Raw genomic sequence first — 15,837 nt, forward strand, 5'->3', positions numbered from 1 at the left:
GTTTACGAGTCTACACCAAACTGACAACGAAACGTATACCAATATGGCTCATTCTTCTCGCTGGACAATGTCGCAAGTCACCGAATTATTTGAAAAACCACTGCTTGATCTCCTGTTTGAAGCGCAACAGGTTCATCGTCAGCACTTCGATCCGCAGCAGGTACAGGTCAGTACGCTGTTGTCGATTAAGACCGGCGCCTGCCCGGAAGACTGCAAATATTGTCCGCAAAGTTCCCGCTATAAAACGGGTCTGGAAACGGAACGCCTGATGGAAGTGGAACAGGTACTGGACTCGGCGCGTAAAGCGAAGCAGGCCGGTTCAACGCGGTTTTGCATGGGGGCGGCGTGGAAGAACCCGCACGAGCGCGATATGCCTTACCTGGAACAGATGGTTCAGGGCGTGAAAGAGTTGGGGCTGGAAGCTTGTATGACGCTGGGCACGCTCAACGAAACCCAGGCCCAGCGCCTGGCCGATGCGGGTCTGGATTACTACAACCATAACCTCGACACCTCGCCGGAATTTTACGGCAATATCATCACCACCCGGTCTTATCAGGAACGTCTGGATACGCTGGATAAAGTGCGTGAAGCCGGGATTAAAGTCTGCTCAGGCGGTATTGTCGGATTAGGCGAAACGGTCACCGATCGCGCCGGTCTGCTGCTGCAATTAGCCAATCTGCCGACGCCGCCGGAAAGCGTGCCGATCAACATGCTGGTGAAAGTGAAGGGCACGCCGTTGGCGGATAACGACGACGTCGACGCGTTTGATTTCATCCGTACCATCGCCGTGGCGCGCATCATGATGCCAACCTCTTACGTGCGTCTTTCCGCCGGGCGCGAGCAGATGAACGAGCAAACCCAGGCGATGTGCTTTATGGCCGGGGCTAACTCGATTTTCTACGGCTGCAAATTGCTGACCACGCCGAACCCGAATGAAGATAAAGATTTGCTGTTGTTCCGCAAGCTGGGTCTCAACCCGCAGCAAACGGCGGTGCTGGCGGGGGATAACGAACAGCAACAACGTCTGGAGCAGGCGCTGCGTACCCCGGATACCGACGATTACTACAACGCGGCAACCGTATGACCTGGCAGCAAAAAATTGACGATGCGCTCACGGCGCGTCGTTGCGCTGATGCGTGGCGTCGGCGCTATGCGGTGACTCAGGGCGCCGGTCGTTGGTTGCAGACCGACGGCCGCCAGTATCTGAATTTCTCCAGCAACGACTACCTTGGCTTAAGCCACCATCCGCAGATTATCTGCGCGTGGCAGCAGGGAGCTGAACGTTTTGGCGTCGGCAGCGGCGGATCGGGTCATGTCAGCGGTTATTCCGTGGCTCACCAGGCGCTGGAAGAAGAGCTGGCGCAGTGGCTGGGCTATTCGCGGGCGTTGTTATTTATCTCCGGTTTTGCCGCTAATCAGGCGGTGATAGCCGCATTGATGGAAAAAGACGATCGCATTGTCGCCGACAGGCTTAGCCATGCCTCGCTGTTGGAGGCCGCCAGCCTTAGCCCGGCTGTTTTACGTCGCTTTACCCATAACGATCCGCAACATCTGGATCGTCTGCTGACTGTCCCCTGTCCGGGGCAGCAGCTTGTGGTCACTGAAGGCGTATTCAGCATGGATGGCGACAGCGCGCCGCTCGCTGAAATCCACGCGGCGGCGGAACGACACGGTGCGTGGCTGCTGGTGGACGATGCGCACGGCGTTGGCGTAACCGGTGCAGAAGGGCGCGGCTCCTGCTGGCGACAGCAGGTGAAACCCGAACTGTTAGTGGTGACGTTTGGTAAAGGATTTGGCGTCAGCGGCGCGGCAATCCTGTGTTCTGACAGCGTGGCCGACTATCTGTTGCAGTTTGCCCGCCATCTGATCTACAGCACCAGTATGCCTCCGGCACAGGCTCAGGCCCTGCGCGCCGCGCTGGCGGTGATCCGCAGCCGTGAAGGCGATGAACGCCGGGAAAAGTTAGCGATGCTGATCCAGCGTTTTCGCGCTGGGGTGAATACGGCGGGCTTAACGCTGGCGAATTCTGCCAGTGCTATTCAGCCGCTGATTGTTGGCGATAACCATAAAGCCTTGCAGCTGGCGGATGCGCTACGGCAACAGGGATGCTGGGTGACGGCAATTCGCCCGCCGACGGTGCCCACCGGTACGGCCAGATTACGGCTGACGCTGACGCAGGCACATGAGGTGCAGGATATCGATCGTCTACTGGAGGTGTTGCATGGCGCAGGTCAATAAACAGGCGATTGCCGCCGCGTTTGGCCGCGCTGCCACTCACTATGAACAACACGCAGAGCTACAGCGTCAGAGTACCGATGCGTTACTGGCGCTACTGGATGGCAGTACGTTCTCGCAGGTATTGGATGCGGGCTGTGGGCCGGGGCGTATGAGTCGCTACTGGCGCGAGCAGGGGAGCGAGGTTTGCGCGCTGGATCTGTCATCGCAAATGCTGGCTGAAGCGCAGCGTCACGATGTCGCCCATCACTATCTACTGGCGGATATCGAAGCCATCCCGCAGGCAACCGCGAGCTTTGACCTGGCCTGGAGTAATCTGGCCGTACAGTGGTGTAGTGACCTGCGCGGCGCGTTAAGCGAGCTTTACCGGGTGGTGCGTCCTGGCGGGACGGTGGCGTTTAGTACCCTGGCGCAGGGTTCGATGCTGGAACTTCGTCAGGCCTGGCAGGCGGTTGACGATCGGGAGCATGCCAACCGTTTTTTGCCCGTGGAACAACTGGAAAACGCCCTGTATGACTGGGATGTTGAATACCAGTCTCATGCCGTCACGCTGTGGTTTGATGATGCGCTGAGTGCTATGCGCTCGCTAAAAGGCATCGGCGCGACGCATTTGCATGATGGGCGCGAGCAGCGTGTGCTGACGCGCGCTCAGCTGCGCCAGCTACAGTTAGCCTGGCCCTGTCAGCAGGGGAAATACCCGCTGACCTACCATCTTTTTTTAGGAGTAATTCAACGTGACTAAAACGTATTTTGTCACCGGGACGGACACCGAAGTCGGTAAAACTATCGCCAGCTGTGCGTTGCTTCAGGCTGCGGGAGAGCTGGGGTTGCGAACCGTCGGCTACAAGCCGGTGGCGTCAGGCAGTGAAATGACGGCTGATGGCCTGCGAAACAGCGATGCGTTGGCATTACAACGCAATAGCGTTGTGGCGGCGGACTATGCGGCGATTAACCCCTACACCTTCGCCGAACCCACCTCGCCGCATATCATCAGCGCCGACGAAGGTCGCCCCATTCTGGCCTCCGTGATGTCTGCGGGTTTACGCACGCTTGAAGCGCAAGCTGACTGGGTACTGGTGGAGGGGGCAGGGGGATGGTTTACGCCGCTTTCGCCAACGCTGAGTTTTTCCGACTGGGTCAAAACGGAGCAGTTGCCGGTGATTCTGGTGGTTGGCGTTAAGCTCGGCTGCATCAATCACGCCATTCTGACCGCCCAGGCGGTGCAGCAGGCCGGACTGACGCTTGCCGGATGGGTAGCCAATGATGTGACGCCGCCCGGCAAACGTCATGCGGAATACATGGCGACGCTGAAGCGCGTGATTCCAGCACCTATGCTGGGGGAAATTCCCTGGCTGGCAGAAGATCCTGAGCAGGCATCGACCGGACGTTATCTCGATCTGAGCATTTTGTCTTTGACGGCATCAGCCGGTTGAATCGAGGCGGGAAATAACGCTGGTCGCTATTGCAGTACGCGGACAAGAATATGGTGAAAATGCGAGCAAGATCTCGGCTCTCCCTGACCGCCTCGTTAGCTGATAAATATCAAAAAATAGCGATAATTTTTTTTATCCCCCCGGAAAAGAGAGTCAGTGCGTTTTTGCCAGGCTACAGTCCACACGGGCTGGAGGCAGTTATCCACTATTCCTGTGGATAACCTTGTGTATTAGGGTTAGAAAACACAATGTAAGCGAGAGAAGACGCGGCTTGCGACTAAATTGATGCGAAAGACGTCTTGAGATAATAATCATTAAATTACAGGTGGTTAGATAAAATCAATGGCTGTCGCAGAAGTGTCATGTGTTGCCATAAAACTTTCATCGGCTGGCTTGACAAATGTTAAAAAAGGCATTGGTTTGGGGATAACACGTTTTTGCTGGTGTTTTATTTTGTCTGGGGGCAAATTTTGGCCTGCCGTCACGGCCATTTGACGGGTGTAACAGAAATATTCTGGCGCGTTACTGTTTTTTCATCCAGTATATTTTACTGGCAATATATACTACTGCGAGTAAAATTACACACCTGCCCGCCCATTGCTTCAGGTAGCTGCTCATGAGTAAACCGTTCAAACTAAATTCCGCTTTTAAACCCTCTGGCGATCAGCCTGAGGCGATACGTCGTCTGGAAGAAGGTCTGGAGGACGGTCTGGCGCATCAGACGCTGCTGGGGGTGACGGGCTCGGGGAAAACATTCACCATCGCGAATGTAATTGCGGACCTACAGCGTCCTACCATGGTGCTGGCGCCTAACAAGACGCTTGCTGCGCAGCTGTACGGTGAGATGAAAGAGTTCTTCCCGGAAAACGCGGTGGAATATTTTGTCTCCTACTACGACTATTATCAGCCGGAAGCTTACGTACCGAGTTCTGATACCTTCATCGAGAAGGATGCCTCGGTCAACGAACACATTGAGCAGATGCGTCTGTCGGCGACTAAAGCGCTGCTGGAACGTCGTGACGTCGTTGTGGTGGCGTCGGTTTCCGCCATTTATGGTTTGGGCGACCCGGACCTGTACCTGAAAATGATGCTGCACCTTACGGTGGGGATGATTATCGACCAGCGCGCGATCCTGCGTCGTCTGGCGGAGCTGCAATATACCCGTAACGATCAGGCATTCCAGCGCGGGACCTTCCGCGTACGTGGTGAAGTTATCGACATTTTTCCGGCTGAATCTGACGACATTGCGCTGCGCGTGGAACTGTTCGATGAGGAAGTCGAACGTTTGTCGCTGTTTGACCCACTTACCGGGCAGGTTGAATCGACTATTTCCCGCTATACCATCTACCCGAAAACGCACTACGTCACGCCGCGCGAACGTATCGTACAGGCGATGGAAGAAATTAAAGTCGAGCTGGCAGACCGCCGTAAAAATCTGCTGGCGAATAACAAGTTGCTGGAAGAGCAGCGCTTAAGCCAGCGTACACAGTTCGATCTGGAAATGATGAACGAGCTGGGTTATTGCTCGGGGATTGAAAACTATTCCCGCTATCTGTCCGGACGCGGTCCAGGCGAGCCGCCGCCGACGCTGTTTGATTACCTGCCTGCCGATGGCCTGCTGGTGGTGGATGAATCCCACGTGACTATTCCGCAAATTGGCGGCATGTATCGCGGTGATCGGGCGCGTAAAGAGACCCTGGTCGAATACGGATTCCGTCTGCCCTCGGCGCTGGATAACCGTCCGCTTAAATTTGAAGAGTTTGAGGCGCTGGCCCCGCAGACCATCTACGTCTCGGCGACGCCGGGGAACTATGAGCTGGAGAAATCCGGTGATGACGTGGTTGATCAGGTGGTACGACCGACCGGCCTGCTGGATCCGGTGATAGAAGTGCGTCCGGTGGCGACGCAGGTTGACGATCTGCTGTCGGAGATCCGCACGCGTGCGGCGATTAACGAACGTGTGTTGGTCACCACGCTTACCAAACGTATGGCGGAAGACCTCACCGAATACCTCGAAGAGCACGGCGAGCGGGTGCGCTATCTGCACTCCGACATCGATACCGTGGAACGCATGGAAATCATTCGTGACCTGCGTCTGGGCGAGTTTGACGTGCTGGTGGGTATCAACCTGTTACGCGAGGGCCTGGACATGCCTGAGGTCTCGCTGGTGGCGATTCTGGACGCAGACAAAGAAGGGTTCCTGCGCTCTGAACGCTCACTTATCCAGACCATTGGTCGCGCGGCGCGTAACATCAACGGCAAGGCGATTCTCTACGGCGATAAAATTACCGCCTCGATGGCCAAGGCAATTGGTGAAACTGAACGTCGTCGCGAGAAACAGCAGCTTTACAACAAAGAGCACGGTATTACGCCGCAGGGGCTGAACAAGAAAGTGGTCGATATTCTGGCGCTGGGTCAGAATATTGCGAAGACCAAGGCGAAGGGCAAAGGGAAGTCACGTGCGGGTACGAAGTCTGACGTTGTCGAACTGGATATGACGCCAAAAGCTTTGCAGCAGAAGATTCAGGAGCTGGAAGGGCAAATGATGCAGCATGCGCAGAATCTCGAATTTGAAGAAGCCGCGACGATCCGCGATCAACTGCATCAACTGCGCGAGTTATTTATTGCGGCATCGTAAGCTTGTGCCGGATGCGGGGTATCCCCTTATCCGGCCTACGGGGTGCTTGCGTTTGTCGGCCTGATGCGCGGCGCATCAGGCAAATCCGTTCAGCCTAATGCCTGTACCGCTTTTTCCAGCGCGCGGTGCAGCAGCTGACGGTCATGACGGTACGGAATATCGCTGGCCTCCAGTACTTCCTGAATCACAATGCGGCCGGTAACGGCGGAAACATCTACTTTCGGGCCGACAACCACCGCGTCTATCACTTTCTTGCCAACGTACTGTTCGATGATTGCCAGCTTATCGTTAAGCGTCAGGCTGGCTGCTGGCAGGCTTAATTCGCGACCCAGGTTGCCAATGTAGACCATCCTGGCGGGGGTACGCCGTAATGCCTGCGCCAGTTCGTCGAGCAGCAGGATCGGCATCAGGCTGGTATAAAAACTGCCTGGTCCTATCAGAATCAAATCCGCTTCGGCGATTGCCTCAACCGCTTCTCGCGTGGTGGGGACTTTTGGCGACAGCATCAGTTCCTGAGGAGGGATAGTGAGCTGATCGATATTCACTTCGCCATAGACTTCATGCCCCTGATCATCAATAGCCATCAGATCCACCGGCAGCTCTGACATCGGAATTAAATGCGCATCGACCTTCAGCAGGTTGCGAATTAAATTTATGGCTTCCAGAGGCCGCACGCTGAGGTGATCGAGCGCCTTTAACATTAAATTTCCGAGGTTATGTCCGGAAAGCTCGCCATTACCGCCAAAACGGTATTCAAACATAGCGGATGCAACGCTGGGTTGGGTAATTAACTGGTTCAGGCAGTTACGCATGTCACCCCAGGCGATGCCGCCTTCAGAACGACGAATACGCCCCGTGGAGCCGCCATTATCGGTGGTGGTGACGATACCCGTCAGTCGTGAACCTAAAGGGGAAAGTGAGGAGAGAACGCGTCCTAATCCATGCCCTCCGCCGAGAGCGACAACGCGATCTAAATCTGCCAGCGTGCGAGTGCGCATAGAGTTTCCTGATATCAATTGATCGGCGCTACAGTACCGTAAATAGCGTGTTTTCAGCAATTATCCAGTTGGCATTTGCCGAAATTAATTTTCGGCGATCTACCCCTTTCTGACGACATGCACCTGACAGCAAGATGATGTATATCAATGCAAAACTGTGGTTTTTGCTTATTCTGTAGCGAAATTGCACGATCATGTCGCTATATACGCATTTATACAGCGTAAGTGTGCTTGGCATTATCGCCATTTACACGCTAGTATCGGCATAACCACTACGTACTCAAAGTATGATGAGTATAAACACTCTAGCCTCTGCACCTGGGTCAAATGATACGGTGCTTTGGCCGTGGCAATGCTCGAACGAGATTGTCACCAGGGCGCAGGAAGAAATGACTGCGTCTCCCGTATTTGGAAAGGTGTACATGGGCTCTCAACTTACCGATGCTTTCGCGCGTAAGTTTTACTACTTACGTTTGTCGATTACCGATGTGTGTAACTTTCGTTGCACCTACTGCCTGCCGGATGGCTATAAGCCCGGTGGGGTCACCAATAACGGCTTTTTGACCGTTGATGAAATTCGCCGCGTCACCCGTGCGTTCGCCAGTCTGGGGACGGAAAAAGTGCGCCTGACAGGGGGCGAACCCTCATTACGTCGCGATTTTACCGACATTATTGCCGCCGTGCGTGAAAACGACGCCATCCGTCAGATTGCGGTAACGACCAATGGTTATCGTCTGGCGCGCGATGCTGCCGCCTGGCGCGATGCAGGTCTGACGGCACTCAACGTCAGCGTCGACAGTCTCGATGCCCGTCAGTTTCACGCCATTACCGGGCAGGACAAATTTCAGCAGGTGATGGCGGGCATTGACGCCGCCTTTGATGCCGGTTTTGAAAAAGTGAAGGTCAACACGGTGTTGATGCGCGATGTAAACCATCATCAACTGGACACCTTCCTGGCGTGGATCCAACCGCGTCCTATTCAACTGCGTTTTATTGAACTGATGGAAACGGGCGAGGGCAGCTCTCTCTTCCGTAAGCATCATATCTCAGGGCAAGTACTGCGCGATGAGCTTCTGCGTCGCGGCTGGATCCACCAGCAACGCCTGCGCAGCGACGGTCCGGCTCAGGTTTTCTGTCATCCAGATTATGCTGGCGAAATTGGTCTGATCATGCCTTATGAGAAAGACTTTTGCGCCACCTGTAATCGTCTGCGCGTTTCCTCTGTCGGCAAACTTCATCTGTGTTTATTTGGTGAAGGCGGCGTAAGCCTGCGTGATTTGCTGGAAGATGACGCTCAGCAACCCGCGCTGGAAGAACGCATTTCAACCGCGCTGCTGGAGAAAAAGCAGACCCATTTCCTGCATCAGAACAATACCGGTATTACGCAAAACTTATCTTACATTGGCGGCTGATCGCTAAAAGGAGTTTTCATGAGTCAGGTAAGCGCTGAATTTATCCCGACACGCATTGCTATTCTTACTGTTTCCAACCGTCGCGGCGAAGAGGATGACACCTCCGGTCACTACCTGCGTGACTCGGCGCAGGAAGCGGGCCATCAGATTGTTGACAAGGCGATTGTCAAAGAGAACCGTTATGCCATCCGCGCCCAGGTTTCCGCCTGGATTGCCAGTGACGATGTGCAGGTTGTGCTTATTACCGGCGGCACCGGACTGACCGAAGGCGACCAGGCGCCGGAAGCGCTGCAACCACTGTTCGACAGAGAAGTTGAGGGTTTTGGCGAAGTATTCCGTATGCTCTCGTTTGAAGAGATTGGCACCGCGACGCTGCAATCCCGGGCAATTGCCGGCGTGGCGAATAAAACGCTGATTTTCGCCATGCCGGGTTCGACCAAAGCGTGTCGTACCGCCTGGGAAAATATCATTGCGCCGCAGCTTGATGCCCGTACGCGTCCGTGTAATTTCCACCCACATTTGAAGAAATAATTATGTCGCAACTGACTCATATTAACGCCGCTGGCGAAGCCCACATGGTGGATGTCTCTGGTAAAGCAGAAACGGTACGCGAGGCGCGTGCTGAAGCATTCGTGACGATGCGCAGCGAAACGCTGGCGATGATTATCGATGGTAGCCACCATAAAGGCGACGTTTTCGCCACGGCGCGCATTGCCGGTATTCAGGCGGCCAAACGGACCTGGGATCTTATCCCGCTGTGTCACCCGCTGATGCTGAGCAAGGTCGAAGTTAACCTGCATGCCGAACCGGAACACGATCGTGTACGCATTGAGACGCTGTGTCGCCTGAGCGGGAAAACCGGTGTGGAAATGGAAGCGTTAACGGCGGCCTCCGTGGCGGCGTTGACCATCTACGACATGTGCAAAGCGGTACAAAAGGACATGGTGATTGGTCCGGTGCGCCTGCTGGCAAAAAGTGGTGGTAAGTCGGGCGATTTTAAGGTGGATGCGCATGATTAAGGTTCTTTTCTTTGCCCAGGTCCGTGAACTGGTCAACACGGATGCGTTAGAGGTTACCGCCGAATTTGCAACGGTCGAAGCGCTGCGCCAGCATCTGGCGGCGAAAGGCGATCGTTGGGCGCTGGCGCTGGAAGACGGCAAGCTGCTGGCGGCGGTGAACCAGACGCTGGTCAGTTTTGACCACTCCCTTAACGCAGGTGATGAAGTGGCTTTCTTCCCACCGGTAACCGGAGGTTAAGATGGCTGAGACGCGAATTGTTGTTGGGCATGCGCCGTTCAGCGTTGGGGAAGAGTATCCCTGGCTTGCCGAGCGCGATGAAGATGGCGCGGTGGTGACTTTCACCGGTAAAGTGCGCAATCACAACCTCGGTGACAGCGTGCAGGCGTTAACACTGGAACACTATCCCGGCATGACCGAAAAAGCGCTGGCGGAGATTGTCGACGAGGCGCGTACGCGCTGGCCGCTGGGGCGGGTGACGGTGATTCATCGCATTGGCGAACTGTGGCCCGGCGACGAAATCGTTTTTGTCGGCGTAACCAGCGCGCATCGTAGTAGCGCGTTTGACGCCGGGCAGTTCATTATGGATTATCTGAAAACCCGCGCACCGTTCTGGAAGCGCGAGGCCACGCCGGAAGGTGAACGTTGGGTAGATGCTCGTGACAGCGATAAGCTAGCAGCAAAACGCTGGTAGAGTACAATTGTTGTAGGCTCATACTGATTCAGGAGATTGTCATGGACCGATTCCCACGATCCGATTCTATTGTGCAGGCGCGTTCCGGCCTGCAAACGTATATGGCGCAGGTTTATGGCTGGATGACCTGCGGGTTGTTGCTGACGGCGTTTATCGCCTGGTATGCGGCAAATACGCCCGCGGTAATGATGTTTGTCTTCTCCAGTAAAATCACCTTCTTTGGCCTGATTATCGCTCAACTGGCGCTGGTGTTCGTGTTGTCCGGCATGGTGCAAAAACTGAGCGCCGGTATGGCAACCACGCTGTTTATGCTTTATTCGGCGTTAACCGGGTTAACGCTGTCGAGCATCTTTATCGTCTACACCTACTCGTCTATCGCCAGTACCTTTGTGGTCACCGGCGGGATGTTTGGGATCATGAGCCTGTACGGTTATACCACTAAGCGTGACCTCAGCGGTTTCGGCAATATGCTGTTTATGGCGTTGATCGGAATCGTGCTGGCTTCGCTGGTTAACTTCTGGCTGAAGAGTGAAGCGTTGATGTGGGCGGTCACCTATATTGGGGTGATTGTGTTTGTCGGTCTGACTGCCTATGACACGCAGAAGCTGAAAAACATCGGTGAGCAGATCGACCTGCGCGACAGTTCAAATCTGCGCAAATACGCGATTCTTGGCGCACTCACGCTGTATCTGGACTTTATCAACCTGTTCCTGATGCTGCTGCGCATCTTCGGCAATCGTCGTTAATTATCTGTTGCCGGATGGCGCAGCGTTTATCCGGCCTACAGTTGTGTATCGAAAGTAGGCCGGATAAGGCGTTAAGCCGCATCCGGCAAATCATTTCGCCATTGCCTTCTCGTTTTTCGCCCGCAGCTTCTTCGCCCGACTTTCCAGCAACAGGTAGCAAATAAGCGCCAGCAGCAGCGGAATAAAATAATAGAGGACGCGATACGCAAGCAGGGCGGCGATAATCTTGCCTTGAGAAGTATCTTCTCCCGCCAGCAACGCCATAAAGACCGCCTCCAGCACACCGATCCCCGCCGGAATATGTACGATAACCCCGGCAATACTGCTCACCAGCAGCACGCCCAACACGAAGAAATAGTTGATATCCTGACCCAGCAACAGCCAGATAATGGCTCCCATCACCATCCAGTTGGTACTGGATATCGCCATTTGCGCGATGGCGAATTTCCAGGAGGGCAGCACCAGCTTTTGGCCCCTGATGGTGATGTGGCGATGTTTAGCGAAGGCGCAAAACCACAGATAAACGACAATAATCAGTAGCAGCGCAATGCCTAAAATGCGCAGCGTATCTTCATCGATATACCAATGCGCGGGCAGCTCGACCACACCAAAGGTAAAAATAAAACCGCCCAGCAGAATATAGCCCAACCAGTTGGTGGTAATACTCAGCGAAAAAATCCGTGTAATAGTGCTCCCCGGCAACCCGAGGCGCGAGTAGAGCCGGTAACGCATCCCAATACCGCCCACCCAGGTGCTTAACGTCAGGTTGAAGGCGTAACAGATAAACGACACCAGCATGACCTGGCGTTTTGCCAGCTTGTGCCCACAGTAATGTCGGCCGAGCAGGTCATAGCAGCCGTAGAGTAAATAACTGACGATCACCAGCCCCACGGCGCTGAGCAGGGCAGTCCGATTGTAATCCCGGATTACCGTCCAGACCTCTTCCCAGTTGACCTTGCTGGCATAAATGACCAGCAACACGATGACGGCAATGAAAAATAGCCACGTGAGTATTTTTTTCGCTAACCGCCAGCGCGGATGTGCTTTGGCCATCAGGATTTTCCTCCGACATCCTCAGTTTGAATGCGATCCTGCGTTTCCATGGCAGGCTGTGCGGGCGGTTCAACTTCGGCCAGATGCGGCGTATGCGCGGGAAGCCAGCCGACCAGCGCCGGGAAATGGCGTAAAAAGTGGAACGCCAGCACGCTTTTGGTCAGGTTCCACCAGGTGCGTTTGGGCAGCATGGATTCATCAACCCGCTTGCAGTCCTGCGCAATAATAGGGTTCAGGTTATCGCGCAGAGTCTGGTTAAACGCACGGTCATGAATAATGAGATTCGCTTCCAGATTCAGCGACAGGCTGAGCGGGTCAAGATTGCTGGAGCCTACCGTCGCCCAATGATCGTCCATCAGCGCTACCTTGCCATGCAGAGGTTTACGGCGATATTCATAGACATGGACGCCGCCTTTTACCAGATAGTTGTACAGCAGGCGGGCGCCCACTTTCACAATCGGCATATCCGGTTCACCCTGCACGATGAGTTTTACCCGAACGCCGCGTCGGGCCGCTTTACGCAGGGCATGCAGAAAGCGATAGCCGGGAAAGAAGTAGGCATTGGCAATGATCACTTCCCGTCTGGCCTGGGTAAGCATTTTCAAATAATGGCGTTCAATATCATCACGATGCTCTTCGTTGTCGCGCCAGACAAACAGTACCTGCGCTTCGCCAGGCCGATGATTTTCGACTGCGCGATGATGACGTCGCCACCAGCGACGTACGGCGCTCTGACCCGGCAAGTTTTCCAGCACGAATGTCAGGATGTCGGCCACGATGGGACCTTCAACGCGCACGGCGTAATCCTGCTTGGCCTCAGGGCCGTAATCAGACATATGTTCAGCGGAATAATTGATGCCGCCGACGAAAGCAACACGGTCATCAATGACCACAATTTTGCGATGCATACGGCGAAAGAGGTTAGTGCGCATGCCGAACAGGCGCGGACGCGGATCGTAGTAGCGGAAAACAATGCCGGCTGCGGTTAGCTCATTAACGAAGCTGTCGCTGAGGTCCGGCGAGCCATAGCCATCCAGCAGTACTTCGGCTTTGACGCCGCGTCGTGCTGCACTCAGCAGCGCGGCATGCAGCTGTTTTCCGACCGCATCTTCAAACCAGATGAAGGTCTCGAGGATAATCTTTTGTTGCGCCTGTTCAATGGCGTCAAACACGGCGGGGTAGAACTGATCGCCGTTTTCCAGTAGTTGAATTTGATTGCCTTCACGCCAGCCAAATTTCATAAATGAATCTCCGCACTCAGAGGGGCATGATCGGACAAATGTCGCCAGTGACGCAGCGCCAGCATCGTTGGGGTACTGGCATTCGCGTTTTTCACATAGATCCTGTCGAGACGTAGCAGAGGAAACTGCACCGGAAACGTCCGCGCCGGGCGACCGTGGGCGCGGGTAAAGATCTCGTCAAGATCGGCATTGGCTTTCAACGGATAATTGGCTTTTTGTCGCCAGTCGTTGAAATCTCCGGCGACCACAACGGGCTCACCCTCAGGTAAGGCATTCACCCAATCTGCCAGCATAGCGAGCTGGGCCTGACGGTGGGCCTCACGCAAACCGAGATGGACACACATCACGTGAACCGGGTGGGAGAGCATCGGCGGCACGATGCGGCAGTACAGGACCCCGCGTTTTTCACTCGCGCCGACCGACACATCGCGATTTTCATAATGTTCAATAGGATAGCGCGACAGCACGGCGTTACCGTGATGCCCCTGCGGATACACGGCGTTACGTCCATAAGCGAAGTCGCTCCACATGGTATCCGCCAGAAATTCGTAGTGCGTGGTGTCCGGCCAGTTTTCCACATGCAGTGGATGCACCTCGTGTGCGCCCATTACCTCTTGCAGGCACACAATATCCGCACCGACCGTTCTGACGGCTTCTCGCAGCTCAGGCAAAATAAAACGCCGATTGAAGGCGGTAAACCCTTTATGAGTATTAATGGTGAGCACATTGAATGAAAACCGTTCTGTTTGTCTGGCCATGATTCTCCCGTTGGCGTCACTTTCCTGATTAAAATAGTGTAGTCGTCGTCACAAAAAGATGCGGTGTTGCGGAATTTTCCGTAAAGTCCGGTACTCTGAACAATTAGTCGAAAATCCTTCAGGAGAAAAGCCATGAGGTGGCAACAACGTGTTCGTGTCGCAACGGGTCTAAGTTGCTGGCAGATTGTGTTGCATTTACTGGTAGTGGCATTACTGGTAATGGGCTGGATGAGCGGCACGCTGGTGCACGTCGGCCTGGGATTATGCGTCGTTTACGGCGTAACGGTTTTATTAATGCTGGCTTTACAACGTCACCATGAACAGCGCTGGCGCGACGTGGCGGATGTGCTGGAAGAACTCACTACGACGTGGTATTTCGGTGCCGCGATGATCGTTTTGTGGCTGCTGTCGCGCGTGCTGCAAAACAACGTCTTGCTGGCCCTGGCGGGGCTGGTGATCCTTGCCGGACCCGCCGTGGTGTCGCTGTTGGCGAAAGACAAAAAGCTACATCACCTTGCGGCGAAACATCGCATACGCCGCTGAGCCGGTTGTGGCCGCTATCACCAACAGCGGCCACAAACTTCCCCAGACAATCTTCAGACTCGCATCCTTCAGGTAAATCTGTTTCGTGATGTCCGTAAAATGGCGGATCGGGTTTATCCACGTCAGATTCTGTAACCATACCGGCATATTTTCGACCGGCGAGACGTAACCTGAGAGCAATATCGCTGGCATCATAAAGACAAATACGCCGATAAACGCCTGCTGCTGGGTGGCGCACAGCGATGAAATCAGCAGACCAAAGCCGACCAGCGACAGTCCGTAAATCACCATCGTGAAATAGAATAGCCCCAGTGAACCGGCAAACGGAATGTGATAAGCCCAGATGCCGATCGCCAGCACAATGGTGGCCTGAAAAGTGGCCACAATTAGCGCAGGCACCGCCTTGCCGATGAAAATCTGCCAGGTGGTAAGCGGGGAGACCAGCAGTTGATCGAGCGTGCCCTGCTCGCGTTCGCGGGCAACAGACAGCGAGGTGACGATCATCACGCCGATGGTGGTAATCATGGCGATCAGCGACGGAACCACGAACCATTTATAGTCCAGATTCGGGTTATACCAGTTACGTATCACCAGTTCGCTGTTGTTCGGTTTTGGCTTGCCGTCCATCAGCTCCTGCTGGTACTCCTTCACGATCTGCTGCAGGTAATTGGCGGCAATTTGCGCGCTGTTCGAGTTACGTCCATCGAGGATAATTTGCATGGGTGCTTGCTGGAAGGTATCCAGATTCCGCGAAAAGTTGGCCGGGAAGCGCACCAGCAACAGCGCTTTTTGCGTGTCGATGGTGGGCTGGATCTCCTGCGGACTTTTCAGTAACAGGACATGCGTAAAAGCGCTGGCGCGGGCGAAGCGCTGGGTAAGCTCCACCGAATGTTTACCGTTATCTTCGTTATAGATAGCGATAGTAGCGTTGGTCACTTCCAGCGTCGCGGCGAACGGGAACAGAATGACCTGAATCAGTACCGGTAGAATCAAAATGGCTCGCGTTTGCGGCTCGCGTAATAGCGATTGCAGCTCTTTACGAATTAATGTCCATAAGCGATGAAACATG

At 54.6% G+C, this 15,837-nt stretch carries 17 protein-coding genes and 1 riboswitch; of the genes, 12 read left to right on the forward strand and 5 right to left on the reverse strand.

Annotated elements, in window-relative coordinates; all coding sequences use genetic code 11:
- Positions 1–43 precede the first annotated feature (43 nt).
- The 5 genes from bioB to uvrB all read left to right on the forward strand — a co-directional run bounded on the left by bioB (position 44) and on the right by uvrB (position 6,306).
- Positions 44–1,084, forward strand: a complete 1,041-nt coding sequence (bioB, locus tag FHD02_RS11325; RefSeq protein ID WP_042309634.1) for a biotin synthase BioB — start codon at positions 44–46, stop codon at positions 1,082–1,084.
- Positions 1,081–2,238: an 8-amino-7-oxononanoate synthase gene (gene bioF, locus FHD02_RS11330; RefSeq protein ID WP_220393877.1), complete on the forward strand. Its 1,158-nt coding sequence runs from the start codon at positions 1,081–1,083 to the stop codon at positions 2,236–2,238. The genes bioB and bioF overlap by 4 nt, the downstream gene beginning before the upstream one ends.
- Positions 2,222–2,977 (forward strand): malonyl-ACP O-methyltransferase BioC, encoded by a 756-nt coding sequence (gene bioC / locus FHD02_RS11335; protein ID WP_137371037.1) that lies wholly within the window; start codon positions 2,222–2,224, stop codon positions 2,975–2,977. Before bioF ends, bioC begins: the two co-directional genes overlap by 17 nt.
- Positions 2,970–3,668, forward strand: coding sequence for a dethiobiotin synthase (bioD, locus tag FHD02_RS11340; protein ID WP_137361553.1), 699 nt, complete (start codon positions 2,970–2,972; stop codon positions 3,666–3,668). Before bioC ends, bioD begins: the two co-directional genes overlap by 8 nt.
- 616 nt (positions 3,669–4,284) lie before the next feature.
- Positions 4,285–6,306 carry an excinuclease ABC subunit UvrB gene (gene uvrB, locus FHD02_RS11345; RefSeq protein WP_220393878.1) on the forward strand — a complete coding sequence of 674 codons (2,022 nt, stop codon included), beginning with the start codon at positions 4,285–4,287 and terminating at the stop codon, positions 6,304–6,306.
- Positions 6,307–6,395: 89 nt separating this feature from the next.
- Here the strand turns inward: uvrB and yvcK are convergent, their stop codons facing one another.
- Entirely contained in the window at positions 6,396–7,304 is a 909-nt protein-coding gene (gene yvcK / locus FHD02_RS11350) for a uridine diphosphate-N-acetylglucosamine-binding protein YvcK (RefSeq protein WP_137361551.1), read from the reverse strand.
- A 289-nt stretch (positions 7,305–7,593) separates the two neighbouring features.
- Positions 7,594–7,739: riboswitch (molybdenum cofactor riboswitch) on the forward strand.
- Between yvcK and moaA the strand changes: the two genes are divergently transcribed.
- From moaA to FHD02_RS11380, 6 genes are all read left to right on the forward strand, one after another.
- Positions 7,727–8,716: a GTP 3',8-cyclase MoaA gene (gene moaA / locus FHD02_RS11355; RefSeq protein WP_220393879.1), complete on the forward strand. Its 990-nt coding sequence runs from the start codon at positions 7,727–7,729 to the stop codon at positions 8,714–8,716. Its footprint overlaps the riboswitch before it by 13 nt.
- A gap of 18 nt (positions 8,717–8,734) precedes the next feature.
- Entirely contained in the window at positions 8,735–9,247 is a 513-nt protein-coding gene (moaB, locus tag FHD02_RS11360) for a molybdenum cofactor biosynthesis protein B (RefSeq protein ID WP_003035187.1), read from the forward strand.
- A gap of 2 nt (positions 9,248–9,249) precedes the next feature.
- Positions 9,250–9,735: a cyclic pyranopterin monophosphate synthase MoaC gene (moaC, locus tag FHD02_RS11365; RefSeq protein ID WP_061381915.1), complete on the forward strand. Its 486-nt coding sequence runs from the start codon at positions 9,250–9,252 to the stop codon at positions 9,733–9,735.
- Positions 9,728–9,973: a molybdopterin synthase sulfur carrier subunit gene (gene moaD, locus FHD02_RS11370; protein ID WP_137361548.1), complete on the forward strand. Its 246-nt coding sequence runs from the start codon at positions 9,728–9,730 to the stop codon at positions 9,971–9,973. The genes moaC and moaD overlap by 8 nt, the downstream gene beginning before the upstream one ends.
- Position 9,974: 1 nt before the next feature.
- The gene (gene moaE, locus FHD02_RS11375) at positions 9,975–10,427 is read left to right on the forward strand and encodes a molybdopterin synthase catalytic subunit MoaE (RefSeq protein ID WP_047025512.1); all 453 of its coding nucleotides are present in this window, start codon (positions 9,975–9,977) and stop codon (positions 10,425–10,427) included.
- Positions 10,428–10,468: 41 nt separating this feature from the next.
- Complete coding sequence (locus tag FHD02_RS11380) at positions 10,469–11,173, forward strand: Bax inhibitor-1/YccA family protein (RefSeq protein WP_040230421.1); 705 nt, start codon at positions 10,469–10,471, stop codon at positions 11,171–11,173.
- Between the two features lie 90 nt (positions 11,174–11,263).
- Here FHD02_RS11380 and FHD02_RS11385 read toward each other — a convergent pair whose 3' ends face one another.
- The 3 genes from FHD02_RS11385 to FHD02_RS11395 are packed head-to-tail and all read right to left on the reverse strand — an operon-like array spanning position 11,264 to position 14,225.
- Positions 11,264–12,226, reverse strand: coding sequence for a YbhN family protein (locus FHD02_RS11385; protein WP_137361547.1), 963 nt, complete (start codon positions 12,224–12,226; stop codon positions 11,264–11,266).
- Entirely contained in the window at positions 12,226–13,467 is a 1,242-nt protein-coding gene (gene clsB, locus FHD02_RS11390; protein WP_200007143.1) for a cardiolipin synthase ClsB, read from the reverse strand. Before clsB ends, FHD02_RS11385 begins: the two co-directional genes overlap by 1 nt.
- Positions 13,464–14,225 (reverse strand): endonuclease/exonuclease/phosphatase family protein, encoded by a 762-nt coding sequence (locus tag FHD02_RS11395; RefSeq protein WP_137361545.1) that lies wholly within the window; start codon positions 14,223–14,225, stop codon positions 13,464–13,466. The genes clsB and FHD02_RS11395 overlap by 4 nt, the downstream gene beginning before the upstream one ends.
- 132 nt (positions 14,226–14,357) lie before the next feature.
- Between FHD02_RS11395 and FHD02_RS11400 the strand changes: the two genes are divergently transcribed.
- Positions 14,358–14,768: a YbhQ family protein gene (locus FHD02_RS11400; RefSeq protein ID WP_042309614.1), complete on the forward strand. Its 411-nt coding sequence runs from the start codon at positions 14,358–14,360 to the stop codon at positions 14,766–14,768.
- Here the strand turns inward: FHD02_RS11400 and FHD02_RS11405 are convergent.
- Entirely contained in the window at positions 14,730–15,836 is a 1,107-nt protein-coding gene (locus FHD02_RS11405) for an ABC transporter permease (protein WP_137371034.1), read from the reverse strand. The genes FHD02_RS11400 and FHD02_RS11405 overlap by 39 nt on opposite strands.
- Position 15,837 lies beyond the last annotated feature (1 nt).

Origin of the sequence: Citrobacter sp. EC_71 (assembly GCF_019584005.1) — a bacterium.
GTDB classification, from domain to species: domain Bacteria; phylum Pseudomonadota; class Gammaproteobacteria; order Enterobacterales; family Enterobacteriaceae; genus Citrobacter; species Citrobacter werkmanii.